Here is a 23,229-nt window from a genome sequence, read left to right on the forward strand (position 1 = left end):
CGTGGACGCCATGCTAGCGCGGGCGCCCGACACCGCGCCGCTACCCTCGTGGGCATGCCCCGCCGCTTCCCCGCCACCGTCGCGGCGCGCATCGAGCACGAGATCGTGATCACGAAGTCCCGCTTCATCACCACCGTGGCACCGGTCTCCGGGGTCGAGGACGCCGACCGGGTGATCGCCGAGGTCCGCCGGCGGTACTGGGACGCCCGGCACAACTGCACGGCGATGGTCACGGGCGTGCTCGGCGACCAGGCCCGTTCCTCGGACGACGGGGAGCCCTCGGGCACGGCTGGCGTCCCGATGCTCGAGGTCCTGCGACGCCGCGAGCTGACCGACGTCGTCGCGGTCGTCACGCGGTACTTCGGCGGGGTCAAGCTCGGTGCCGGCGGCCTGGTCCGCGCCTACTCGACCTCGGTGTCCGAGGCGCTCGACACCGCGGTCCTGGTCCGTCGCGAGGCGCTCACGCAGGTGCGCTTCGACGTCGAGCACGCCGAGGCCGGTCGGCTCGACAACGTGCTGCGCGACTGGGTACGGCACCACCACGCGACGCTCGGGCCGACCGAGTACGGGCGGGCGGCGACCTTCGAGGTGTGGGTCCCCCGGGACGCACTCGGTGTCCTCACCGCCGACCTCGCAGCGGCATCGGCGGGAGCGCTCGAACCGGTCGTCGGCGAGGAACGGATCGTCGACGTCCCCGCGGACTGAATTCCGCGGTTCGACGCACCTCGGGCGTGTCCCCGCGTCGACGATCGAAGACCCCCGGAACGCACGAACGCCCCGACTCGATGAGCCGGGGCGTTCGTCCTGCGGTGCACCCCCTCGGACTTGAACCGAGAACCCACTGATTAAGAGTCAGTTGCTCTGCCAATTGAGCTAGAGGTGCATGTTCCGGCTTCCGTGCCGCAACGGGAATCAACAATAGCATGGGTTTCGCGCGCCCACGACCACTCGTGAGCGCACGACGCGAACAGGAGCACCATGACCGACCGTCTCGTCCCCGGCGACACCGCCCCCGACTTCACGCTGCCCGACCAGGACGGCGTCGAACACTCCCTGGCTGCCCTGCGCGGCAAGAAGGTCATCGTGTACTTCTACCCGGCGGCGTCCACCCCGGGCTGCACCACCGAGGCCTGCGACTTCCGCGACAACATGTCTTCGCTGCAGGCCGCCGGCTACGAGGTCCTCGGCGTCTCGAAGGACGAGCAGGCGAAGCTCAAGACGTTCCAGCACGAGCAGGCGCTGACGTTCCCGCTGCTGAGCGACCCCGACCTCGCCGTGCACGAGGCGTACGCGGCCTGGGGCGAGAAGAACAACTACGGCAAGATCGTCACCGGCACGATCCGGTCCACGATCGTGGTCGACGAGGACGGCAGCGTGCAGCTGCCGCTCTACAACGTCAAGGCCACCGGGCACGTGGCCAGCCTGCGGAAGAAGCTCGGCCTGGTCTGACGGCCGGCCACGCACTGGAGGCCCGGTGCCGGTTCCGAGAACCGGCACCGGGCCTCCAGTGCGTAGCGGACCAGACCGTCTACTCGACCGGGCGCGCGAGCGCGGCCGTCACCGACCGCGACAGCACCAGCGTGATGCCGAGCAGCGCCGGGATGAGCAGGAGCCAGCCGACGGCGGCGACCCGGAACACACCCTGGAACGCCCCGATCGCGATCGCACCCTGCAGGACCTGCCAGACGATGATGCCGGAGCGCACCCAGGAGCGTCCCTGCCACAGCCCGTTCACCAGGGCGCCGAGCCAGAGCGCGGCGATGGCGACGAGCACGGTGAGCGCGATGCCGGAGGCGATGCTCGCGGCCGGCGCGACGAGCAGTTCGACGACCAGCACGACGGTCACGACCACCAGTGCGAGGAACTCGAGGCCGACCACTGCGAGCAGCCCCAGCATCGCCGGCGACCGGCGCACGGCGGGAGCGGAGGGATCGATGTCGTTCGGGGTGTCGTCGTGCACAGTGATCCTCCAGCATCGGAACCCTTGATTTGGCCCTACCAGTATGGAACGATATTGGAGGTCGTTTGGACGGCACGATGTGGTGTGCGTCTCCCGTGGTTCATCGCTCCTCCCCCGAGCGTCGCGCGGGCGTCAGACTCGCTTCCAGCGGACTCCTCCCCACAGTTGTCCCCTTTCATGCCGCATGCATGTACAGCGTTCCGATCCCCCGAACCACGGCCCCGGCCTGCCGTTCGAGCATCGACATCAAGGAGCACCACACATGGACTGGCGTGACAAGGCTGCCTGCCTCACCGCAGACCCCGAGCTCTTCTTCCCCGTCGGGAACACCGGGCCCGCCGTCGACCAGATCGAGAAGGCCAAGTCGGTCTGTGCGCGTTGCACGGTCACCGAGATGTGCCTGCAGTACGCCCTCGAGAACAACCAGGACTCCGGTGTCTGGGGTGGTCTCAGCGAGGACGAGCGTCGTGCGCTGAAGCGTCGCGCCGCCCGGGCTCGCCGCGCGTCCTGACCCCGGTCGTCTGACACCACGACGCCCGCCGTCCCCTCGGGGATGGCGGGCGTCGTCGTGCGCGCGGCGGGTGGGGTGCGCAAAGCACCGGTGTTCACGCGTCGAACACCGGAACGCGGGTGTTCGACCGGCGAACACCGGTGTCTTGCGAGCTCGGATCGGGCGTCAGGCGGGGGCGGTGAGCCAGCGGAACGGGATGGTGATCGTCACCTCGGTGCCGCTGCCCGTCAGGGTGTGCCAGTCGATGGTGCCGCCGAGCTCGCCCTGGATGAGCGTGCGGACGATCTGCGTGCCGAGACCCGATCCGACCTTGCCCTCCGGGAGCCCGACGCCGTTGTCGCGGACCTCGATCTCCAGGTGGTCGTCGAAGCGGCGGGCGACGATCTCGACCTCGCCGTCGCGGCCGTCCAACCCGTGCTCGACGGCGTTCGTGACGAGTTCGGTGAGTCCGAGGGCGAGGGGCGTCGCGGCCTCGGAGGGCAGCACGCCGAACTCGCCGGTCTTCTTCGGGTGCACGGTGGTGTTGTGCGACGCGGCGACCTCGGTCACGAGCTTCAGCACCGAGTCGAACACCTCGTCGAAGTCGACGGTCTGGCTCAGGCCACTCGACAGGGTGTCGTGCACGACGGCGATGGCGGCGACGCGGCGCATGGCGTTCTGCAGCGAGGTCCGCGCCTCGTCCGAGTGTGTGCGACGCGCCTGGATGCGGAGCAGGGACGCCACCGTCTGCAGGTTGTTCTTCACGCGGTGGTGGATCTCGCGGATCGTGGCGTCCTTGGTGATGAGCTCGCGCTCCTGGTGCCGCAGCTCGGACACGTCGCGGCAGAGCACGATCGCGCCGATGCGCTCACCGTGGTCGCGGAGCGGGATCGAGCGGAGCGACACCGTCACGCCCTTCGACTCGATGTCCGCGCGCCACGGTGCGCGACCCGTGACGACGAGCGGCAGGGACTCGTCGACGTCGAGCTGGGCGCCGATGAGCTCGGTGGTGACCTCGGCGAGGGACTTCCGCTCGAGTTCCCCCTCGAAGCCCATCCGGTTGAACGCGCTCAGGCCGTTCGGGCTCGCGAACGTGACGATGCCGGCGGTGTCGAGGCGCAACAGGCCGTCACTGGCACGCGGCGCACCACGACGCGGGCCGGCCGGCGCACCGAGGTCGGGGAAGTCGCCCGTCGCGATCATGCCGAACAGGTCGTTCGCGCTCGCGGTGAAGTTGAGCTCCTGGCGGCTCGGCGTCCGCATCTCGTCCTGGTTGGAGTGCCGGGTGACGACGGCGATCGGGCGCTCGGTGGTCTCGGCGCTCTTCGCGCTCAGACGACGGAGCACCGGGATGGCCCGGACGCGGGTGGGGGTGTCCTCGTACCAGTCCGGCTCGGCGGAGTCGACGACCCGTGACCCGGCGAAGCTCTCGGTCACCTGGCCACGCCACTCCTCGCGGATCTCCTGCCCGACGATGTCCCGGTAGAACAGCGTCGCCGCCGAGCTCGGCCGGGCGTGCGCGACGGCCACGAAGGAGCCGTCCTCGGCGGTCGGGACCCAGAGCACCATGTCGGCGAAGGACAGGTCGGCGAGGAGCTGCCAGTCCCCCACGAGCAGGTGGAGCCACTCCACGTCTGCTTCCGAGGAACGGCCTTGCGCGAGGACGAGGTCACTGAGGGTCGACACCCGATCAGTCTAGGTGCGCCGCATTGTGGAGAACATCGTGCTGTCCACAGGCCAAGGCCGTGTGTATTTCGCATGTTGCACGCCCCATACGCTCGCTCCACGACGGAAGGGGCAGGTGTGGCAGAGCAGGCACGCCGGATCGAGGACGCGACGACGACGGTGCACCCACCGCCGCTCCGGATCGTCGAACCGGACCCGGACCCCGTCGTGGAGACCGGCCCTCCGGATCCGGCGACGACGGCACGAGCGCTCGGACTCTGCGTCGCCGAGGTGCTGACCGGCGCGCGGGAGGTCGACAGCATCGCCCGGTGGATCAGCGACGACGTGCAGCGGCACCTGCAGCAGCGGGCCGCGGTGGCCGCGCAGGCCCGGGGCTCCAGTCGGCGGGCCCGCGGGCGTCCGGTGCTGCGGGTCGGCAGCGTCCTCGTCTGCCGACCGGCAGCCGGCGTCGCCGAGGCGACGGTGGTCGTGCACACGCGCAGCCACGCGCGGGCGGTCGCGATGCGGCTCGAAGAGCGGCACGGACGCTGGCAGGCGACCGCGATCGGAGTCCTGTAAGGCGGGTGGCGGACGGACAGGAGGCCCGTGGCGGCGCCGCCACGGGCCTCCCGTCCGTCGGCGGTCACGCTTGGTGAGCAGGAACGGTCGGGTCCCGACGTGGGACCCGACCATTCCTGCTCACGGTGCGCTCGCGCGCGGACGCTAGTTCTTCTTGGCGGCCTGTCGACGCTCGGCCCGGTTGCTCGCCGCGGCCTGGCCGGATGCGGTGGCCGCGTTGCCGAAGGCGGAACCCTGCTCGGGCTCGGCGGCGGCTTCGGCCTCGGCCTGGGCGCGCTGCGCACGGGCGGTCGCCGCCTGCTCGAGACGACCCTTCTCGTCGCGGACCTCGACCTCGCCGTCGATCGACGGCGCCGAGTACTCGAGGCCGGAGACCTCGTCCTCGCCGAGGCCCTTGGCCTCGATGACCGCGTTCTCGCCGTCCGACTGCACCTGCACCTCGAGGTTGAACAGGTAGCCCACGGACTCTTCGCGGATCTGCCCCATCATCGTCTGGAACAGGGCGTAGCCCTCGCGCTGGTACTCGACCAGCGGGTCACGCTGCGCCATCGCGCGGAGGCCGATGCCGTCCTTCAGGTAGTCCATCTCGTACAGGTGGTCGCGCCAGCGGCGGTCGATCACCGAGAGCACCACACGACGCTCGAGCTCACGCATCGCCTCGTCGCCGAGGAGCTCCTCGCGCTGCTGGTACGCCAGCTTGGCGTCCGAGAGGATCTCGCGGGCCAGGAAGTCACGCGACGCCTTGCCCTTCGAGCCGGCCTCGGTGATGACCTCGTCGATGGAGATCGAGATCGGGTAGAGCGTGCCGAGCTCGGTCCACATGGCGTCGAGGTCCCAGTCGTCCGGGGAACCTTCGCCGGTGTGGGTGTCGATGACGTCGTCGATCACTGCCTTCAGGAACGACTGCGCGCGGTCGTGCAGGTCGTCGCCCTCGAGGATGTGGCGGCGGTCGCTGTAGATCGCCTCGCGCTGGCGGTTCAGGACGTCGTCGTACTTCAGGACGTTCTTGCGGATCTCCGCGTTGCGGCCCTCGACCTGCGCCTGGGCGGAACGGATCGCACGGCCGACGAGCTTGTTCTCGATCGCCAGGTCGTCCGGCACGTTCGAGCGGCCCATCAGGCTCTCGGCGGCACCGGAGTTGAACAGGCGCATGAGGTCGTCGGTCAGCGACAGGTAGAAGCGGCTCTCGCCCGGGTCACCCTGGCGGCCGGAACGACCACGCAGCTGGTTGTCGATGCGGCGCGACTCGTGGCGCTCGGTGCCGAGCACGTACAGGCCGCCGACGGCACGGACCTTGTCGCCCTCTTCCTCGACCTCGGCCTTGACGCGGGCGAACACGTCGTCCCACGCCGCCTCGTACTCGTCGGGGGTCTCGGTCGGCGAGAGGCCCTTCGCATGCATCTCCTGCACGGCGAGGAACTCCGCGTTGCCACCGAGCATGATGTCGGTACCACGACCGGCCATGTTCGTCGCGACGGTCACCGCGCCGAAGCGACCGGCCTGGGCGACGATCGCGGCTTCACGCGCGTGGTTCTTCGCGTTGAGGACCTCGTGCTTGACGCCCTGCTTCGCGAGGAGCTTCGACAGGTACTCGGACTTCTCGACGCTCGTGGTGCCGACGAGGACGGGCTGGCCCTTCTCGTGGCGCTCCGCGATGTCCTCGGCCACCTGCTCGAACTTCGCCTTCTCGTTCTTGTAGACGAGGTCGGTCTGGTCGATGCGCTGCATCGGCTTGTTCGTCGGGATCGGGACGACGCCGAGCTTGTAGGTCGACATGAACTCGGCCGCCTCGGTCTCGGCGGTACCGGTCATGCCGGAGAGCTTCTGGTACAGGCGGAAGTAGTTCTGCAGCGTGACCGTGGCGAGGGTCTGGTTCTCGGCCTTGACCTCGACGCCTTCCTTCGCCTCGATCGCCTGGTGGATGCCCTCGTTGTAGCGGCGGCCCATCAGGATGCGGCCGGTGTGCTCGTCGACGATGAGCACCTCGCCGTTCATCACGACGTAGTCCTTGTCCTTCTTGAACAGGGCGACGGCCTTGATCGAGTTGTTCAGGAACGAGATGAGCGGGGTGTTCGCCGACTCGTACAGGTTGTCGATGCCGAGGTAGTCCTCGACCTTCTCGATGCCGGGCTCGAGGACGCCGACGGTGCGCTTCTTCTCGTCGACCTCGTAGTCCTCACCCGGGGTGAGGCGCTTGGCTATCGAGGCGAACTCGGTGAACCAGCGGTTCGCCTCGCCGGAGGACGGCCCGGAGATGATGAGCGGCGTCCGTGCCTCGTCGATGAGGATCGAGTCGACCTCGTCCACGACGGCGAAGAAGTGGCCGCGCTGGACCATGTCGGACGCCTGCCACGCCATGTTGTCGCGCAGGTAGTCGAAGCCGAACTCGTTGTTCGTGCCGTACGTGATGTCCGCGGCGTACTGCTCGCGGCGCTCGGCCGGGGTCTGGTTCGCGATGATGCAGCCGGTGGTCATGCCGAGCGCGCGGAAGACGCGGCCCATGATCTCCGACTGGTACGAGGCCAGGTAGTCGTTGACCGTGATCACGTGCACACCGCGCGACGGGATCGCGTTGAGGTAGGCGGCGGTCGTCGCGACGAGGGTCTTGCCCTCACCGGTCTTCATCTCGGCGATGTTGCCGAGGTGCAGGGCCGCGCCGCCCATGAGCTGCACGTCGAAGTGCCGCATGCCGAGGGTGCGCTTCGCGGCTTCCCGCACGGCGGCGAACGCCTCGGGCAGGAGGTCGTCGAGGGTCTCGCCGTTGGCGTACCGCTCGCGCAGCTCCTTCGTCTCGTCGTGGAGTTCCTCGTCGGTGAGGCTCGAGAAGTCGTCCTCGAGGTCGTTGATCGCCGAGGCGTACGCCTTCAGCCGACGGAGGGTTCGTCCTTCGCCGATGCGGAGGACCTTCTCCAGCACGTTTGCCACGTGAACTCCTTACGAGGTCGTCGCGCGCGACCTGCGCGCCCGATCGACCAGTCATGCTAGCAACCCGCGAACGCACGGCGCTGTGAGCGGCGCAGCCGTGGCGGACACGGGTGTGCGCGGCCCGCGAACGGACCGCGCACACGGTGCGGAACCTGCGTTCCGCGTGGAGGGGATCAGGCGATGGCAGCGGCCCGCTCGGCCTCGGCGTCGGCGTCTGCCTGCGCGGAGGCCTGCGCCTGGGCGCCGGACACCTCGTCGATGCCGATCACGCCGTAGTCCCAGCCCTTGCGCCGGTACACGACGCTCGGACGACGGGTCTCGGCGTCGACGAACAGGTAGAAGTCGTGCCCGACGAGCTCCATGTAGTACAGGGCGTCGTCCACCGTCATCGGTGCGGCCTCGAAGACCTTGTGCCGGATGACGACGGGGCTGTAGACCTCGTCCTCTTCCTCGGTGCCCTGCTCGTCGACGACCGGGACGGCCCCGGTCGCGACGTCCTCGATGAGCTTGCCGTCGGCGGGGACGACTCCCATGCCGTCGAAGGCGCTGCCTGCGGCCTCGGCGACGGAGGTGGGGCGGTGCCGGCCGTGGTGCACCTTGCGGCGGTCACGCGCCCGACGGAGGCGCTCCATGATCCGCGCGAAGGCGAGGTCGAAGGCGGCGTACTTGTCGGACGCCGCAGACTCGGCCCGCACGAGCGGCCCCGGCCCGATCAGTGTGAGCTCCACGCGGTCCTCGCCCTGGCTGCCGCTCGACTTCTCGTGGTGGCGGCTGATGCGCACCTCGAACGCGAGGGCGCGGTCGGCGAGCACGTCGATCTTCTCGGACTTCTGTTCGACGTAGGTGCGGAATCGGTCGGTGACCCCGACGTTCCGGCCCGTGATCGTCACGTCCATGTGGCGGCTCCCATCCAGTGTCGGCGCGTCGCCTCCGTCCGGCGACCCGAACGCCTTGTCGTGAGGCTAGACCCGGCACCCTGTCGGCGTCACGGGCGGGCGGCGAGTCCGCCGGACACTCACCGGACGCACAGAGGACACCGGGTGTTCACGGAGACGTTCAGTCGTCGACGCTCGCGACGGCGACACAGCGCACGACCCGGCCGCCGGCGGCCCGCACCGCACGGACGCCCTCGGCCATCGTGACGCCCGTGGTGACGACGTCGTCGACGAGCACGACGACGCGGCCGTCGACGCCGGTCGCACGCAGGGTCCCGACGGTCGCGGCGACGCGTTCCACCGCTGACCGCTCCTTCTGCCCCGGTCCGGATCGCCGGCGTCCGGCCGGGGTGCGGACGAGCCGGCGGGTGTTCCGGACCCCGCCCCGGGCGAGCAGCAGCACCACCGGGTCGAAGCCGCGTCGGTGGGCACCCGTCCGCGACGGCGGGATCCGGAGCACCACGGCGCCGTCCGGGGCCTCGGCGAGCGCGCTGCGGACGAGGGCACCGAACCGGGCACCGAGCGGACGGGCGACGTCCACGCGGCCCCGGAGCTTCAGTTCGAGGACCAGGGTGCGGACCAGCCCCTCGTACTCGAAGGCCGCGTCGAGCCGGACGCCGGCGACGAGTCGGACCCGTCGGGGCCGCGCGGCGAGTGCGGCTCGACACGGCGGGCAGAGCGCGCGGTCCGGCTGGCCGCAGCCCAGGCACGCGACCGGCAGGAACAGGCCGAGCACGGCGAGCAGGGCGTCGCGCCAGGGGGTCGGGGCGTCGTCAGGGGGCACGGCCACGAGTCTGGTGGCGACCGGACGACGGCGGTGGGCCGGTCCGCCGGGCGGTGGACGGGCCTCCAGGCCGGGCGGGCTGTTGAGGACCGTGCCGTCAGCGCTGGACGCCGAGCACGTCGGCGCTGACGCCCGTCGTGTCCCAGCCACCCCCCGTGGACTGCAGGACGTCGCCGCTCGACATCCGGAGGAGCAGTGCGCCGCCACTGCCGCCGCTGATGGCGGTCGCGCGGCCGTCGGGCTTCGGCAGGGTGCTCGACTTGCCGCCGATGGTCGTGCGCACGATGTTCGGCCCGGTGCTGGTCTGCCCGACCGAGGCGACGTCGGTGTCGTTCACCCACGCGGCGCCGACGGCCGTGCCGCTCGCCGCCTGGACGCGGACGGGGGCGCCGAACGAGCTCGGTGACCGGTCGGAGCCGCGGATGATCGCCATCACGTACAGCCCCGGACCGTCGGAGGTCTCGATGAGGGCGAGTGCGCGGGTGGAGTCCCGGGACACCTGGAACGACACGAGGTCGCCGCGCGGCAGGGTGGTGCGGACCTGGTGGGGGTCGCCTCCGAGGCCGTACGCGGTGATGCGGCGGGTGTCGGACTGCTGTCCCACCCAGACGAAGCCGAGGTCGTCGACGACGGGGGCGACGAGGTCCTCGCGAGCGTCGACCCGCAGGCGGTCCTTGCCGCGCACGACGACGGCGCCGTCGCGGTTGCCGACGGCGGCGGTGGTGCCGGACGCCGACAGCGCGATCGAGGTCGGGTCGAGGCGGGCGATCGCGGCACCGACGCCGCTGCCGAGTTCGGCGACCTTGCCGGTGCCCGATGCCGCGTAGCCGACGACGCCGTCCTCCTCGACCAGGGGCCGGGGGTCGACGTCCGGGTTCTGCTGCGCGTCGGCGCCACCGGAGTCCGGGACGGACAGGGTGGCGCCCTCGATGGTCATCGAGACGGACGAGATGGTGGCGACCGAGGCGAGCGACTTGCTGAGCTGTTCGCGCATCCGGACCTTGTCGACGGTGCTCGCGCGGAGGGCGTCGCTCGACAGGTCGACGAGGGCGGTCCCGCTGTCGATGGTCACGGCGTTGAGGGACAGCTGGGTGCCCTCCGGGAACGACGAGACGACGGCACCCTTCAGCCAGTCCGCCGGACCGGCCAGCAGGGCACTCGCGATGCGGGTGCTCGTGGAGGACCGGGCGAGGAACCAGCGCTGGTCGGGCACGAGGAAGCGGTACGTCGGGTCGTAGAAGTAGAGCGCGTGCGGCTGGAACACCGACTCGAAGCCGACCGGCGACAGGATGATGCCGTCCGGGGCGTACGCGATGCGCCACTCCCCGTCCTCGCGGACGAACTGGAACGTCAGGGTCGACGAGGTCGGCCGGACGGCCTGGGTGTACTCCCCCTCGGAGTCGACGGTCGCACTGGCCGTCATCGTGTACGTGAGTTCGCGGTCGTCGGCGCGCTCGACGGTGCCGCTGCCGTCGCGGATCGTGACGCCCTGACGCGGGTTCCACCGCTGCGCGAAGTCGGCGGCCAGGAACTGCCGGGCGATCGCGTAGTTGTCCTGCGCACCGGTGGCGGCGGCGATGAACCCGCGGAGGATCGCGGTCTGGTCGGACCCGGTGATCGGCTTGTCCGGCCGGAAGTCGACGCCGGAGAGCGACTCGTCCTTGATCGTCTGCCCGGTGCGCACGGCGCCGTCGGTCGGGATGGCGGCGCAGGCGCTGACCGCGAGCAGGCTCACCGCGGCGAGCGCGACGGCGAGGACGTGGCGGATCCGGTGGCGCATCAGGACTCCTCTCGCACGGCTCGGGGGCCGTCGTACGACTCGTCGAGCTCGGGCAGCGGGATGGCCGAGGTGGCGGTGGTGCCCTGCTCGTTGCGGGGCAGGGTGAGCACGAACGTGGACCCCTCGCCCGGTCGGGACCAGACGTCGATCCGACCGCCGTGCAGCTTTGCGTCGCCGAGGCTGATCGCGAGCCCGAGCCCGGTCCCGCCGATGGTGCGCTTGCGGCTCGGGTCGGCTCGCCAGAAGCGGTCGAACACCCGTGCGGCGTCCTCCGGCGGCATCCCGACGCCCTGGTCGCGCACGGCGACGGCGACGGTGCGGGCGTCGCTGTCGACCACCACCTGCACGGGCTTCGCGTCGCCGTGCTCGATGGCGTTGCCGACGAGGTTGCGGAGGATGCGACGGACGCGCTTGGCGTCGAGGCGCATCGTGGTGTGGCCGCCGGGCGTCGCGAGCTGTAGCTCGATGCCGGCGCGTTCGGCGAGCGGCCGGAACTCGTCGACGATGTCCGCGGCGAGCGACGCCGGCACCACGGGCTCGGTGTCGAGCTGGACCGCCTGGGCGTCGTACCGGGAGATCTCGAGCAGATCGGCGAGGAGCAGCTCGAAGCGCTCCACCTGGGTGTGCAGGAGCTCGGCGGACCGGCCGACCGACGGTTCGAACGCGTGCCGGGAGTCGTAGAGCATGTCACCGGCGAGCCGGATGGTGGTGAGCGGGGTGCGGAGCTCGTGCGACACGTCGGAGACGAACCGCTGCTGCACGCGGGAGAGCTCGGCGAGCTGGGTGATCTGACGGCTGACCGCCTCGGCCATCCCGTTGAAGCTCCGCGCGAGGGTGGCCAGGTCGTCCTGACCGCGCACCGGGATGCGTTCGTCGAGACGCCCCGCGGCGATCTTCCGGCTCGTCTCGGCGGCGCCGCGGATCGGCACGACCACGAGCCGGACGACGAGCGAGGTGACCAGGGCGATGAGCACCATGAGCGCCACACCGCCGATGGACAGGGTCTGGGACACGAAGTCGAGGGTCTGCTGCGCGTCGGAGAGGTCGTAGACCAGGTAGAGCTCGTACTGGCCGGCGCTCGGGATCTGCAGGGTCGACCCGACCGCGAGCCCGGGCACGCGGCGGCCGTCGTCGTCGAGCTCGACGGGCTGCAGGCTGAGCCGGCCGGTGTTCTGCGCGACCTCCCGCCGGAGGGCGTCGGTGATCACCGCGTCCGGGAAGTCCTGGCTGGCGATGGTCTGCAGCGTCTGCGGGGTGGACTGGTCCGGGCTCCGCTCGATCGCGATGCTCGTGCCGCCGGGGCTCGTCGTGTTCGACAGGATCGCCTGCTGTGCCTCGTTCTGCAGGGTCTCGAGCTCGGACTGGTTGTTGTCCTCGGCCGCGGTCGCGGCGTCGAAGATGCCCTGCGCGACGATGGTGGCCCGCGCCGACTCCGACTCGATCTGGTCGCGCCGCTGCGAGTAGACGTTGGTCGAGATGCTCACCATGACGGCGGTGCCGATGATGGCGACCGCGAGCCCGGTCGTCATCACGGTGATGGCCACCGAGCGGAACATGAGCGAGCGCCGCCACAGGAACGCGATCGGACGCCAACCCCGTCGGAGCCAGCGCCGCATCCGGCGACGGCCGCGGCCGACCACGCCGATGGAGACGGTGGCACCGCCGCCGGCTCCGCTGCTGCCGGTGCCGCTCGCACCGCGCGACGGGCGCGACGGACGCGTCGAGGGCGGCGGCACGGTGCTCAGGCTCCTCCGGCGCGGTACCCGACGCCGCGGACCGTCGTGACGGTCTTCGGGTTGTCCGGGTCGTGCTCGATCTTCGCGCGGAGACGCTGCACGTGGACGTTCACCAGACGGGTGTCGGCCTTGTAGTGGTAGCCCCAGACCTGTTCGAGCAGCATCTCGCGGGTGAACACCTGGTTCGGCTTCTCGGCGAGCGCCCGGAGCAGGTCGAACTCGAGCGGGGTGAGCGCGATCACGGTGTCGCCGCGGCGGACCTCGTGCCCGGCGACGTCGACCGTGACGTCGCCGACGTGCAGGACGGTCGCGTCGGACGCGCTCGGCCGCAGGCGGGTGCGGATGCGCGCGACGAGCTCCTTCGGGTTGAAGGGCTTCACGACGTAGTCGTCGGCGCCGTTCTCGAGCCCGAGGACCACGTCCGCGGTGTCGCTCTTCGCGGTGAGCATGATGATGGGCGTGCCGCTCTCGGCACGGATGCGCTTGCACACCTCGATGCCGTCGATGCCGGGCAGCATGACGTCGAGCAGGACGAGGTCCGGCTTCGTGGCGTGGAACGCGTCGACGGCGTCGTTGCCGTCGGCGCTGAACTCCGGTTCGTACCCCTCGGAGCGCAGCACGATGCCGATCATCTCGGAGAGGGCCTGGTCGTCGTCGACGACGAGGATGCGCGGTGTCATGTGATCTGGACTCCGGGTGGCGTGCGTGGATGCCGTGGTCGGCACGTGTCCCCACACGATAGCCGAGGCCCCGCCGCGCCGGGTTTTCCGCCAGGATGGGGGTGGACCGCGCACCGCTGGCGCGGTCCGACACGACGAGGGGGCTGGAGTCATGTCCGATTGGCACACACCGGGTGGTGGACAGCAGGGTGGGCAGACGCCGCCCGCGTCCGGACCGGCGCAGGGAGCGGGACCCCAGCCTGGAGGCCCGCCCCGCTTCTCCGTGCAGCCGCCGCCCGCCCCGGGGCCGGGTCCCGGTCCGGGTCGACCGGGTAGTCCGTCCGGCGGCTCGCGTCCGGTGATCCCGCTGCGCCCGCTGGGCCTCGGTGACGTCCTGGCCGGAGCGTTCACGGTCTTCCGCCGGAACGCACGGGTGCTCCTCCTCTGGAGCGTGCTGCTGAGCGGTGTGCTCGGCCTGCTCTCGACGCTCGCCAGCACCCTGGGGCAGCAGGCACTGCAGTCGCGCATGTTCTCGGCCCTCGACGGCGGCAACGGTGCCGACTCGGTGCTCGCGGGCACGCTGACGCTCACGGCGCTGATCTCGGTCGTGCTGCCGTTCCTCGCCTACCTCGGTCGCGGGTTCCTCGTGGCCCCGGTCGCCGCGGACACCGGGCAGCGGGTGCTCGGACGCCGCGCCACGTTCCGCGGGTTGTGGGCGCTGCTCGCCGGTCGCCGGTGGTCCGTCGTCGCGTGGATGCTCGTGCAGGTCGGTGCCGGCGTCGTCATCGCGATCGTCGCGGGGCTCGTGTTCTTCGGGGTGTTCGCGGCGATGGGTGCCGCCGACTCCGGCACCGGGTGGTTCGTGCTGGCGCTCGTCCTGTTCGTGCTCGGACTCCTCGTGGTCGTCGTGTGGCTCGGGACCCGCTTCGTGCTCACCGTCCCGACGATCGCGCTCGAGGGCCGGTCGGTCTTCGCCGCTGCAGCCCAGTCGTGGCGCCTGACCCGCGGGGCCTTCTGGCGGACCTTCGGGATCCTGCTGCTCGTGCAGCTCATGTTCGGGTTCGCGGCGTCCATCGCGTCGATCCCGCTCACCATCGGCGCCGTGCTCATCGGTGGCACGTTCGACCCGCTCGGGCAGACGGACGCCCCCTCCGGCGCCGGTGCCGGCGCGGTCATCGCGATCGCGATCGGGAGCCTCCTCGCGATCGCGGTGCAGTGCATCACCGACGTCCTGAGCGCGTCGATCACCACGTTCCTCGCCATCGACCGGCGGATCCGGACCGAGGCCCTCGACCAGCGGATCGCTTCGCACCTCGACTCGGGGCAGCCGACCGACCCGTTCGCCCCGTCCGAGCCGGTCGCCCGTGGGCCGTGGCCGCCGCAGCAGCAGTGGGGTGGTCAGCAGTGGCAGGCACAGCAGCCGTGGCCGGGGCAGCAGCAGTGGCCCGGTCAGCAGCAGTGGCCGGGGCAGCAGCAGCCCGGCCAGCAGCAGCCCTGGCAGCCCACGCAGCAGCAGCAACAGCAGCCGCAGCCGCAGCCGCAGCAGCCTTCCTGGCAGCAGGGTCCGGGGCAGACGCCGCCGGACGGCACCGCGTGACGACGGTCGACCCGGACGAGGCGCGCCGCCTGCTCGAACGCGAACTCGACCGGTCCGCCTACGACGGCGCACAGGCGACGTGGTGGGACCGCGCCTCCCGCTCGTTCCTCGACTGGCTCGGGTCGCTCCGCGCCGACGGCCTCGACTCCCCCGCCGCCGCCCGCACCGCCCTGGTGATCGCGATCGTCGTGCTCGTCGCGGTCGTCGTGCTCGTCGTCGTCGCGCGCGGACTCCCCCGTCGCCGCGCCCGGACCGGTGACGGCGACACCGGCGGGGTCTTCGACGCCGACGACCTGCGTTCCGCCCGTGCGCTCCTCGAGGCGGCCCAGGCCGCCGTCCGACGCGCCGACTGGACGGCAGCGGTGCTCGACGGGTTCCGCGCGGTCGCCCGGGGGCTCGGCGAGCGCGACCTGGTGCCGGACGTGCCCGGTGCCACCGCCCGCACGATCGCGGCGCGCGGTGCCGTGCCGTTCCCGGCGTCGGCCGAGGCCCTCCACGACGCGGCCACGACCTTCGACGCGGTCCGGTACCTCGGCGCCGACGCCGACGAGGCCGCTGCCCGCCGCGTGCTCGACACCGAGCGCGCCGTCCGGGAGGCGCGCCCCGCACGTCCCGACGGCCAGGTGGTGCCGGCATGACGACCGACACCGCCACCAGTCCGGTCGCTGCCCCGGCCCCCGGCGTGCACGAGGGACGCCGGTTCCGCGTCGGGTTCTGGACCGTCATCGTCCTGGTCGGCGTCGTCCTCGCCGCCCTCACCGCGGTCGTGCAGGGCACCGACCCCCGTGCACCCCGCGCACTGGACCCGACCTCGACGACCGCCAGCGGATCGGCGGCGCTGGTGCGGGTGCTCGAACAGCGCGGCACCGCGGTCTCCGTCACGGACACCGCCGACGGCATCGACGGCGGCACGGTCTTCATCGACGACTCGGACGGCGTGCTCGACCCCGCGGTCGCGGAACGCATCGCCGGCACGGCCCGGCACGTCGTGATCGTCGCCACGAGCGGCGCCGGGCTCGAGTCGTTCGGGCTCGACGTCGACCCGGCCGTCCCGGTCGACGGCGACGCGACGGTCTCGACGGCCGCGTGCTCGATCCCGGCGGCGGCCGCCGCGGCCCGGGTGTCGACCGGCGGCTCCGGCTACACCGTGCAGGACGCCGGCGCCGAGCGGTGCGCCCCGACGGGGACGGGCGGCTCGCGCGTCTGGGGGCTGGTGCGCACCACCACCCCGGGCGGCGACGTCACCCTGCTCGGCACCACCTCGGCGTTCCGGAACGACACCATCGCCACCGCCGGGAACGCCGCGCTCGCCCTCGGCCTGCTCGGCGCCGACGAGCGACTGACCTGGTACACGCCGGCCGTCGGCACCCCCGACGCCGCACCGACCCTCGGCGAGCTCGCCCCACCGTGGGTACCGAGCGCCCTCGTCCTGCTCGCCCTCGTCGCCGTGGCGGCGGGCGTCTGGCGGGGCCGACGACTCGGTCCGCTCGTCGTCGAGCGGTTGCCCGTGGTCGTCCGCGCTGCCGAGACCACCGAGGGCCGCGCCCGGATGTACGCCCGCACCCGAGACCGCACCCATGCGCTGGACACGCTGCGCGTCGCCGCCGTCCGTCGCATCGGGAGGATGCTCGGGCTCCCCCGCTCGGCGCACGTCGACGAGGTCGTCCGGGCCGCGGCCCAGGCCACCGGCATCCCGCGCACCCGCGTCGGCTCCGTGCTCGTCGGCGGGACCACCGACGACGACCGCGCCCTCGTCGACGGCGCCACCGCGCTCGACGACCTCGAACGCGCCGTCCGTCGCGCGACCTCGGGCGACCGACCCACCTCTGACCCCGACCGACCAGGAGCACGACCGTGACCGACCTGCCCCCTGCCACCACCGAGCACACCGCGCCGGAGCCCGACCACACGAACCCGTCCGGCACCGACCTGCGCGACGCGTTCGGACGGGTCCGCACCGAGGTCGCCAAGGCCGTCGTGGGACAGGAGGGCGCGGTCTCCGGCATGATCGTCGGACTCCTCGCGCAGGGCCACGTGCTGCTCGAGGGTGTCCCCGGTGTCGCGAAGACCCTGCTCGTCCGCAGCCTCGCCGCCGCGATGACCCTCGACACGAAACGCATCCAGTTCACGCCCGACCTGATGCCCGGCGACGTCACCGGGTCGCTCGTCTACGACGCCTCGACCGGGACGTTCCCGTTCCGCGAGGGGCCCGTCTTCACGAACGTCCTGCTGGCCGACGAGGTCAACCGCACGCCCCCGAAGACGCAGTCGGCACTGCTCGAGGCGATGGAGGAACGCCAGGTGAGCGTCGACGGCGACGCCCGGGCACTGCCCGACCCGTTCTTCGTCGCCGCGACGATGAACCCGATCGAGTTCGAGGGCACCTACACGCTGCCCGAGGCGCAGCTCGACCGGTTCCTGATGAAGCTGACGCTCGACATCCCGCCGCGCGACGTCGAGTGGCAGGTGCTCCGACGCCACGCCGACGGGTTCGTGCCGCGTGACGTGCGATCGGCCGGCATCACGCCGGTGGTCGGCGTCGACGAGGTCGTCCGCGCGCAGCGTGCCGTCCGCGCCGTCGGGGCCCGCGACGACGTGCTCGCGTACATCGTCGACCTCGCCCGAGCCACCCGCCAGGCGCCGTCCGTCCGTGTCGGGGTCAGCCCCCGCGGTGCGACCGCCCTGCTGGCCGCGGCCAAGGCCTGGGCCTGGCTCACCGGCTACGACGCGATCACCCCGGACCACGTGCAGGCCATGGCCCTGCCGGTCTGGCGGCACCGCCTCCGGGTGGCCGCGGACGCCGAGCTCGAGGGCGTCGGCGCCGACGGCGTGCTCCAGCAAGTGCTCGAGCAGGTGCGGGTGCCGATCTAGTGGCGGTCTCCGGCCGGTTCGTGGCGCTCCTCGCCGTCGCGATCGTGCCCACCGTGCTGCTCGGCAGCGGGTGGGCCGGTGTCGCGTGGGTCGGGGTGGTGCTGCTCGCCGCGGTGCTCGACGTCCTGCTCGCCGCCGACCTGCGGCGGGTCCGCGTGGAGCGCCGGATGCCGCGGCTCGCTCGACGCGACAGCACCGCGGACGGCACCCTCGTGCTCGCCAACGACGGGTCCCGGACGGTGCGCGGTGTGGTCCGCGACATGTGGGAGCCCTCGGCGGGCCACCGACCCCGCCGGATCCGCATGACGGTGCCCGGAGGCGAACGACGCACGGCCCGGATGCGGTTCACGCCGTTCCGACGTGGTCGGCGCCGCACCACCGGGGTCGCCGTCCGCGCCTTCGGTCCCCTCGGGCTCGCCGCACGACAGCGCGTCGTGGCGGCACCGGGCGAACTCGTCGTCACGCCGCCGTTCCGCTCCCGTCGGCACCTGCCGTCACGGCTGGCACGGCTCCGCGAGCTCGACGGCGAGACGACCCTGCAGCTGCGCGGGCACGGCACGGAGTTCGACTCGCTGCGCGACTACGTCCGCGGCGACGACGTCCGGTCCATCGACTGGCGTGCCACGGCGCGGCGGCAGGACCTCGTGGTCCGCACCTGGCGACCGGAACGCGACCGGCGGGTCGTCGTGGTGGTGGACGCGGGCCGCGCGGGCGCCGGTCGGGTCGGCGACGAGCCGCGCCTCGACTCCTTCATCGAGTCGGCGCTGCTCCTCGGTGCCCTCGCGGCCGCCGCCGGGGACCGGGTCGACCTGGTGGTCCTCGACGACACGGCACACGACCGGGTGCACGGCGCCTCCCGCTCGGACGTCGTGCAGCGCTTCGGCGAGGCGTTGGCGATGGCCGAACCGGGGCTCGCCGCGACCGACTGGGCGACGGTGCCGGCGCTCGTCGACTCCATCACGACGTCGCGGGCCCTGGTCGTGCTCGCCTCGAGCCTCGACTCCGTCGGCGCCTCGGGCGACCTGCTCGCCGTGCTCCCCCGGCTCTCCCGCCGGCACGCGGTCGTCGTGACGAGCATCGAGGACCCGGACGTGCAGCGGATGGCGCGCGGCGGGGTGGACCCGACCACCGCGATCCGCACCGCCCGGGGCGGACGGGTGCCGGGCCTCCCGACCGGCGCGGAGCGCGACGTCTACCGACGGGCCGCCGCGGAACGCACCCTGCTCGACGCGGACGGCGCGGCCGACGTCGCACGACGCTCCGGAGCGGAGGTCGTCCGGGGCACGCCGGCGGAGGTCCCGCCGCTCGTCGCCGACGCGTACATCCGGGCGAAGGCCACCGGCCGGCTCTGAACGCCCCACGGACGCTACCCGGCGACGAGGGCGGTGGAGCCGCGCTCGAACTCCTCGAGGTCGCCGCGCTCGCCCGCCCCGTACGCGCGACCGCCGAGCACCCACTGGTACGCGAGCACCGCGACCAGGGCGAGGGTGCCGATGCCGATCTTGATCGGCCACGGCCAGTCCTGCCGCGTCACCACGCCCTCGACGATGCCCGACAGCAGCAGGGTCAGGGTCAGGCCGATCGCGATGGTGATGAGTGCCCGGCCGTCCTCGGCGAGGGCCTGGGCGCGCGTGCGTCCGGGCCCGGGCGCCACCCACGACCAGAAGATCATGAGGCCCGCACCGCCGGCGAGGAACACCGAGTAGAGCTCGAGCTGCCCGTGCGGGGAGATGTACAGGAAGAAGTCGGCCAGGCGTCCCTGGGAGTGCATGATCGCCGCGGAGACCCCGAGGCTGACGGCGTTCTGCATGATGGAGAACGGCACGAAGACGCCGGTGATGCCGAAGGCGACCATCGTCGCGGCGATGTACGCGTTGTTCGTCCAGACCTGCGCGGTGAACGCCCCGAGGCCGCGGTCGGAGTAGTAGTCGACGAAGTCCTGCGTGGCGTACTGGCGCAGGGCCTCCTGCGTGCCGAACGTCGCCGTCGCACCGGGGGTGGTGCTGATCCACACGGCGACGATCGCGCCGATCGTGACCGTGGCGAGCGCGACCCAGATGGTGACCCACCGGATCCGGTAGAGCGCCGCGGGCAACTGCCGGGTGAAGAACAGGGCGACCGCGGTCAGCGGGTCGACGGGGGTGCCGGTGAAGCGCAGGCGGGCGCGGAACAGCGTGAGCGAGAGCCGGTCGCCGGTCGCGGTGCGCGGTGCGGCGCCCCGGATGCGGGCGAGGTCGGTCGCGGCCTCCTGGTAGCCGGCGACGAGCCGGTCGACGTCCGCACCGGACGCGTGCCGGGCACGCGCCAGACGGTCGAGCTCCCGCCACCGGTCGCGGTGCACCTCGGTGTACGCATCCAGGTCCACGTGTTCCCCCTCAGGTCGCGCGATGTCCGACAGAATGATCCCATGCCGAAGCCCCGCACGCCGCGTGACCTCGCCGACGCCCGGTTCTCGCGCGAACTCGACGAGACCGCCGACGAACTCGTGGTGGGCGAGGGCGTCGCGCTCGACGTCCAACCCGCCGGACTCGTGCTGCGACTCGCGGCCGCGCTCCTCGACGGACTGTGCGTCCTCGTCCTGTTCGTGCTCGCGGTGTTCGGGGTCTCACGGCTCTGGCCGAGAGGACTCGAACCGGCCTGGGGCGCGGCGCTGAACATCGTGCTGCTCGTCGTCGTGCTGGTGCTGGTCCCCGCCGCGGTCGAGACCGTGACGAAGGGTCGGAGCGTCGGACGCTTCGCCACCGGAACCCGTGTCGTCCGGGTCGACGGCGGCGCGATCGGCTTCCGGCACGCCTTCACCCGGTCACTCGTCGGCCTGTTCGAGCTCTGGATGACCTTCGGTTCGGTCGCACTGCTCGTCGCCCTGTTCGGCACCCGGCCGCGGCGCCTCGGCGACCTGCTGGCCGGCACCATCGTGCAGCACGAGCGGCTGCCGAAGCAGCGCGACCCCGAGGTGCTGCTGCCGCCGGAGCTGACGGCGTGGGCCGGTGTCGCGGACGTCTCGGCGCTGCCGCAGCGGCTGGAGAACCGGCTCGGGGCGTTCTTCCGCGGGGCTGCGCTGATGCGTCCGGAGCTGCGAGCGGCGGCGGCACAGGCCCTGGCGGCCGAGGTGTCGGCGTTCGCGCACCCGGTGCCGCCGGTGCCGCCCGAGGTCTTCCTCGCCGGGGTCGTCGTGCTCCGGCGTCGGCGGGACGTGCGGGCGCTGGGTGCGCGCGCCGAACTGCTCAGCGCCGCGGGGGCGACGGCGTCCGCGCGCCCGCCGGGCTTCCCGCGCTGACGCGGCGCGGGCTGCGCGGCGCGGGCTGCTCGCAGAACACCGGTGTTCGCGCTCCGAACACTCGCGTGCGGGGGTTCAACGCGCGAACACCGGTGTCTTGCGCGACCAACCGCTCAGTAGCGGTAGCGGTCCGGCTTGAAGGGGCCCTCGACGGGGACGCCGATGTACGCCGCCTGCTCCGGACGCAGCGACGTGAGCTGCACCCCGAGGGCGTCGAGGTGCAGTCGCGCGACCTTCTCGTCGAGGTGCTTCGGCAGCACGTACACGCCGGTCGGGTACTCGTCGCGCCGGGTGTGCAGCTCGATCTGCGCGAGCACCTGGTTCGTGAACGAGTTGCTCATCACGAACGACGGGTGTCCGGTCGCGTTGCCGAGGTTCATCAGCCGCCCCTCGGACAGCACCAGGATCGAGCGCCCGGTCGGCAGCCGCCACTCGTGCACCTGCGGCTTGATCTCGACCTTCTCGACGCCGGGCAGCGCCTCGAGCCCGGCCATGTCGATCTCGTTGTCGAAGTGGCCCACGTTCGCCACGATCGCCAGGTGCTTGAGGCCGAGCATCTCCTCGACGCCCACGACGCCGAGGTTGCCGGTGCAGGTGATGACCATGTCGACGGTGTCGACGACGTCCGCCAGGCGGGCGACCTGGTAGCCGTCCATCGCCGCCTGCAGCGCGCAGATCGGGTCGACCTCGCTGACGATGACGCGTGCGCCCTGTCCGCGGAGCGCCTCCGCAGCGCCCTTGCCGACGTCGCCGTACCCGACGACGAAGGCCACCTTGCCGCCGATGAGCACGTCGGTCGCCCGGTTCAGGCCGTCGGGCAGCGAGTGCCGGATGCCGTACTTGTTGTCGAACTTCGACTTCGTGACCGAGTCGTTGACGTTGATCGCCGGGAACCTCAGCTCGCCGTTCCGGAACAGCTCGTACAGGCGGTGCACGCCTGTGGTGGTCTCCTCGGTCACGCCCTGGATGTCCGCGGCGATGCGGGTCCAGCGGTCCGATGACGTCTCGAGCGACCGCGCGACGGTGTCGAGCACGATCTTCCACTCGGTGCTGGCGTCGGCCTCAGGCACGGGCGCGGCACCGGCGGCCTCGGCGTCGGCCCCGGTGTGCACGAGCATGGTGGCGTCACCGCCGTCGTCGAGGATCAGGTTCGGCCCGGTCCAGTCGGCGCCGGCTTCGGCGGCCTCGTCGCTCCAGTCGAAGATCCGGCTGGTGCACCACCAGTACTCCTCGAGCGTCTCGCCCTTCCACGCGAACACCGGGACGCCGGCTGGGGCGTCCGGGGTGCCGGTGGGACCGACGGCGACGGCGGCCGCGGCTTCGTCCTGCGTGGAGAAGATGTTGCAGCTCGCCCAGCGCACCTGTGCGCCGAGGGCGACGAGCGTCTCGATGAGCACGGCGGTCTGCACCGTCATGTGCAGGGACCCGGCGATGCGCGCGCCGGCGAGCGGCTGCGACGCACCGAACTCCTCGCGCAGGGCCATCAGGCCCGGCATCTCGTTCTCGGCGAGGCGGATCTGGTGGCGGCCCGCCTCGGCGAGGGCGAGGTCGGCGACGCGGTACGGAGCTGCGATCTGGGCTTCGGTGGGCATGCGCATCAGTCTTCCATGCCGGGAGGCGCGGATCACGAGCCGACGTCGGTCACGTTCCCCGGGCCTCCCGTCCGACCGCCGCGGGTGCGTCGCGGACGCGACCCGTCAGTCCGCGTCGCGGGGCAGCGGCTCGCGCCGCACCACCCGCCAGCCGCCCGGCACACGCAGGGACGCCGCGTGCCGCGCGCAGAGGTCGTACCCGTGCGGCTCGACCCGGGTCGAGAGCGGGCCGATCACGACCATCGAGTCGGCGTAGTCGTACGTCAGGGTCGACGAAGCGCTGTTGGCACACGCCACCTTGCTGCAGATCCGTACGTCCATCTCGTCAGGGAGCCTAGCGGAGCGTCCGGCGCGCACCCGTCCCCGCGTACGATGTGGG

The 23,229-nt window shown here is 72.1% G+C and carries 21 protein-coding genes and 1 tRNA gene; 10 read left to right on the plus strand and 12 right to left on the minus strand.

The features are described 5' to 3' along the window. The first annotated feature begins 54 nt into the window (after positions 1–54). Positions 55–705: a YigZ family protein gene (locus tag KK087_RS07205; RefSeq protein ID WP_250892676.1), complete on the plus strand. Its 651-nt coding sequence runs from the start codon at positions 55–57 to the stop codon at positions 703–705. 105 nt (positions 706–810) lie between these two features. Here the strand turns inward: KK087_RS07205 and KK087_RS07210 are convergent. After that, positions 811–883: transfer RNA gene (locus tag KK087_RS07210), tRNA-Lys, on the minus strand. Positions 884–978: 95 nt separating this feature from the next. Between KK087_RS07210 and bcp the strand changes: the two genes are divergently transcribed. Then, complete coding sequence (bcp, locus tag KK087_RS07215) at positions 979–1,449, plus strand: thioredoxin-dependent thiol peroxidase (protein ID WP_214564685.1); 471 nt, start codon at positions 979–981, stop codon at positions 1,447–1,449. Between the two features lie 79 nt (positions 1,450–1,528). Here bcp and KK087_RS07220 read toward each other — a convergent pair whose 3' ends face one another. Beyond that, complete coding sequence (locus KK087_RS07220) at positions 1,529–1,960, minus strand: hypothetical protein (RefSeq protein WP_214564686.1); 432 nt, start codon at positions 1,958–1,960, stop codon at positions 1,529–1,531. 262 nt (positions 1,961–2,222) lie between these two features. Between KK087_RS07220 and KK087_RS07225 the strand changes: the two genes are divergently transcribed. Beyond that, entirely contained in the window at positions 2,223–2,471 is a 249-nt protein-coding gene (locus tag KK087_RS07225; protein WP_017888820.1) for a WhiB family transcriptional regulator, read from the plus strand. A gap of 165 nt (positions 2,472–2,636) precedes the next feature. Here KK087_RS07225 and KK087_RS07230 read toward each other — a convergent pair whose 3' ends face one another. Next, positions 2,637–4,136, minus strand: coding sequence for a sensor histidine kinase (locus KK087_RS07230; protein ID WP_027466510.1), 1,500 nt, complete (start codon positions 4,134–4,136; stop codon positions 2,637–2,639). Positions 4,137–4,253: 117 nt separating this feature from the next. Here KK087_RS07230 and KK087_RS07235 point away from each other — a divergent pair, with 117 nt between their 5' ends. Beyond that, positions 4,254–4,694, plus strand: coding sequence for an Rv3235 family protein (locus KK087_RS07235; protein ID WP_214564687.1), 441 nt, complete (start codon positions 4,254–4,256; stop codon positions 4,692–4,694). A 144-nt stretch (positions 4,695–4,838) separates the two neighbouring features. On the opposite strand, the gene secA is transcribed toward KK087_RS07235, so the two are convergent. The 6 genes from secA to mtrA all read right to left on the minus strand — a co-directional run bounded on the left by secA (position 4,839) and on the right by mtrA (position 13,534). After that, on the minus strand, positions 4,839–7,619 hold the full coding sequence (gene secA / locus KK087_RS07240) for a preprotein translocase subunit SecA (protein WP_214528321.1): 2,781 nt from the start codon (positions 7,617–7,619) through the stop codon (positions 4,839–4,841). Positions 7,620–7,792: 173 nt separating this feature from the next. Next, positions 7,793–8,515, minus strand: coding sequence for a ribosome hibernation-promoting factor, HPF/YfiA family (gene hpf, locus KK087_RS07245; RefSeq protein WP_214543582.1), 723 nt, complete (start codon positions 8,513–8,515; stop codon positions 7,793–7,795). A 160-nt stretch (positions 8,516–8,675) separates the two neighbouring features. Continuing rightward, a complete protein-coding gene (locus KK087_RS17880; RefSeq protein ID WP_214564688.1) occupies positions 8,676–9,338 on the minus strand; it encodes a ComF family protein in 663 nt (220 codons plus the stop codon). Positions 9,339–9,435: 97 nt separating this feature from the next. Continuing rightward, positions 9,436–11,118: an LpqB family beta-propeller domain-containing protein gene (locus KK087_RS07255; RefSeq protein WP_214528324.1), complete on the minus strand. Its 1,683-nt coding sequence runs from the start codon at positions 11,116–11,118 to the stop codon at positions 9,436–9,438. Then, positions 11,118–12,854 carry an MtrAB system histidine kinase MtrB gene (gene mtrB / locus KK087_RS07260; RefSeq protein WP_214528325.1) on the minus strand — a complete coding sequence of 579 codons (1,737 nt, stop codon included), beginning with the start codon at positions 12,852–12,854 and terminating at the stop codon, positions 11,118–11,120. Before mtrB ends, KK087_RS07255 begins: the two co-directional genes overlap by 1 nt. Before the next feature lie 5 nt (positions 12,855–12,859). Next, the gene (gene mtrA / locus KK087_RS07265; protein ID WP_017888813.1) at positions 12,860–13,534 is read right to left on the minus strand and encodes an MtrAB system response regulator MtrA; all 675 of its coding nucleotides are present in this window, start codon (positions 13,532–13,534) and stop codon (positions 12,860–12,862) included. A 337-nt stretch (positions 13,535–13,871) separates the two neighbouring features. Here mtrA and KK087_RS07270 point away from each other — a divergent pair, with 337 nt between their 5' ends. The 5 genes from KK087_RS07270 to KK087_RS07290 are packed head-to-tail and all read left to right on the plus strand — an operon-like array spanning position 13,872 to position 19,333. Further along, entirely contained in the window at positions 13,872–15,110 is a 1,239-nt protein-coding gene (locus KK087_RS07270; protein WP_214564689.1) for a glycerophosphoryl diester phosphodiesterase membrane domain-containing protein, read from the plus strand. Further along, on the plus strand, positions 15,107–15,748 hold the full coding sequence (locus tag KK087_RS07275; RefSeq protein ID WP_214564690.1) for a DUF4129 domain-containing protein: 642 nt from the start codon (positions 15,107–15,109) through the stop codon (positions 15,746–15,748). The genes KK087_RS07270 and KK087_RS07275 overlap by 4 nt, the downstream gene beginning before the upstream one ends. Continuing rightward, the gene (locus KK087_RS07280; RefSeq protein ID WP_214564691.1) at positions 15,745–16,968 is read left to right on the plus strand and encodes a DUF4350 domain-containing protein; all 1,224 of its coding nucleotides are present in this window, start codon (positions 15,745–15,747) and stop codon (positions 16,966–16,968) included. Before KK087_RS07275 ends, KK087_RS07280 begins: the two co-directional genes overlap by 4 nt. Beyond that, the gene (locus KK087_RS07285) at positions 16,965–17,981 is read left to right on the plus strand and encodes an AAA family ATPase (protein ID WP_439647644.1); all 1,017 of its coding nucleotides are present in this window, start codon (positions 16,965–16,967) and stop codon (positions 17,979–17,981) included. The genes KK087_RS07280 and KK087_RS07285 overlap by 4 nt, the downstream gene beginning before the upstream one ends. Beyond that, positions 17,981–19,333 (plus strand): DUF58 domain-containing protein, encoded by a 1,353-nt coding sequence (locus KK087_RS07290; protein ID WP_214564692.1) that lies wholly within the window; start codon positions 17,981–17,983, stop codon positions 19,331–19,333. Before KK087_RS07285 ends, KK087_RS07290 begins: the two co-directional genes overlap by 1 nt. 14 nt (positions 19,334–19,347) lie before the next feature. Here KK087_RS07290 and KK087_RS07295 read toward each other — a convergent pair whose 3' ends face one another. Beyond that, the gene (locus KK087_RS07295; protein WP_214564693.1) at positions 19,348–20,346 is read right to left on the minus strand and encodes a stage II sporulation protein M; all 999 of its coding nucleotides are present in this window, start codon (positions 20,344–20,346) and stop codon (positions 19,348–19,350) included. A 42-nt stretch (positions 20,347–20,388) separates the two neighbouring features. Here KK087_RS07295 and KK087_RS07300 point away from each other — a divergent pair, with 42 nt between their 5' ends. Continuing rightward, the gene (locus KK087_RS07300) at positions 20,389–21,258 is read left to right on the plus strand and encodes an RDD family protein (RefSeq protein ID WP_214564694.1); all 870 of its coding nucleotides are present in this window, start codon (positions 20,389–20,391) and stop codon (positions 21,256–21,258) included. A gap of 113 nt (positions 21,259–21,371) precedes the next feature. Here the strand turns inward: KK087_RS07300 and ahcY are convergent, their stop codons facing one another. Together ahcY and KK087_RS07310 are read right to left on the minus strand one after the other, a co-directional pair. Then, a complete protein-coding gene (ahcY, locus tag KK087_RS07305) occupies positions 21,372–22,850 on the minus strand; it encodes an adenosylhomocysteinase (RefSeq protein WP_214564695.1) in 1,479 nt (492 codons plus the stop codon). A 105-nt stretch (positions 22,851–22,955) separates the two neighbouring features. Next, positions 22,956–23,171 carry a DUF3499 family protein gene (locus KK087_RS07310; RefSeq protein ID WP_214528333.1) on the minus strand — a complete coding sequence of 72 codons (216 nt, stop codon included), beginning with the start codon at positions 23,169–23,171 and terminating at the stop codon, positions 22,956–22,958. Between the last annotated feature and the right edge of the window lie 58 nt (positions 23,172–23,229).

It is taken from the genome of Curtobacterium aurantiacum (genome assembly GCF_018598555.1).
Lineage (GTDB): Bacteria > Actinomycetota > Actinomycetes > Actinomycetales > Microbacteriaceae > Curtobacterium > Curtobacterium aurantiacum.

What these genes read in the sequence shown, in the direction of transcription:
- KK087_RS07280 (WP_214564691.1), top strand. Translation starts at nt 15,745, where the DNA reads ATGACGACCGACACCGCCACCAGTCCGGTCGCTGCCCCGGCCCCCGGC.
- mtrA (WP_017888813.1), bottom strand. Translation starts at nt 13,534, where the DNA reads ATGACACCGCGCATCCTCGTCGTCGACGACGACCAGGCCCTCTCCGAG.
- KK087_RS07300 (WP_214564694.1), top strand. Translation starts at nt 20,389, where the DNA reads ATGCCGAAGCCCCGCACGCCGCGTGACCTCGCCGACGCCCGGTTCTCG.
- KK087_RS07310 (WP_214528333.1), bottom strand. Translation starts at nt 23,171, where the DNA reads ATGGACGTACGGATCTGCAGCAAGGTGGCGTGTGCCAACAGCGCTTCG.
- ahcY (WP_214564695.1), bottom strand. Translation starts at nt 22,850, where the DNA reads ATGCCCACCGAAGCCCAGATCGCAGCTCCGTACCGCGTCGCCGACCTC.
- KK087_RS07225 (WP_017888820.1), top strand. Translation starts at nt 2,223, where the DNA reads ATGGACTGGCGTGACAAGGCTGCCTGCCTCACCGCAGACCCCGAGCTC.
- hpf (WP_214543582.1), bottom strand. Translation starts at nt 8,515, where the DNA reads ATGGACGTGACGATCACGGGCCGGAACGTCGGGGTCACCGACCGATTC.
- bcp (WP_214564685.1), top strand. Translation starts at nt 979, where the DNA reads ATGACCGACCGTCTCGTCCCCGGCGACACCGCCCCCGACTTCACGCTG.
- KK087_RS07255 (WP_214528324.1), bottom strand. Translation starts at nt 11,118, where the DNA reads ATGCGCCACCGGATCCGCCACGTCCTCGCCGTCGCGCTCGCCGCGGTG.
- KK087_RS07205 (WP_250892676.1), top strand. Translation starts at nt 55, where the DNA reads ATGCCCCGCCGCTTCCCCGCCACCGTCGCGGCGCGCATCGAGCACGAG.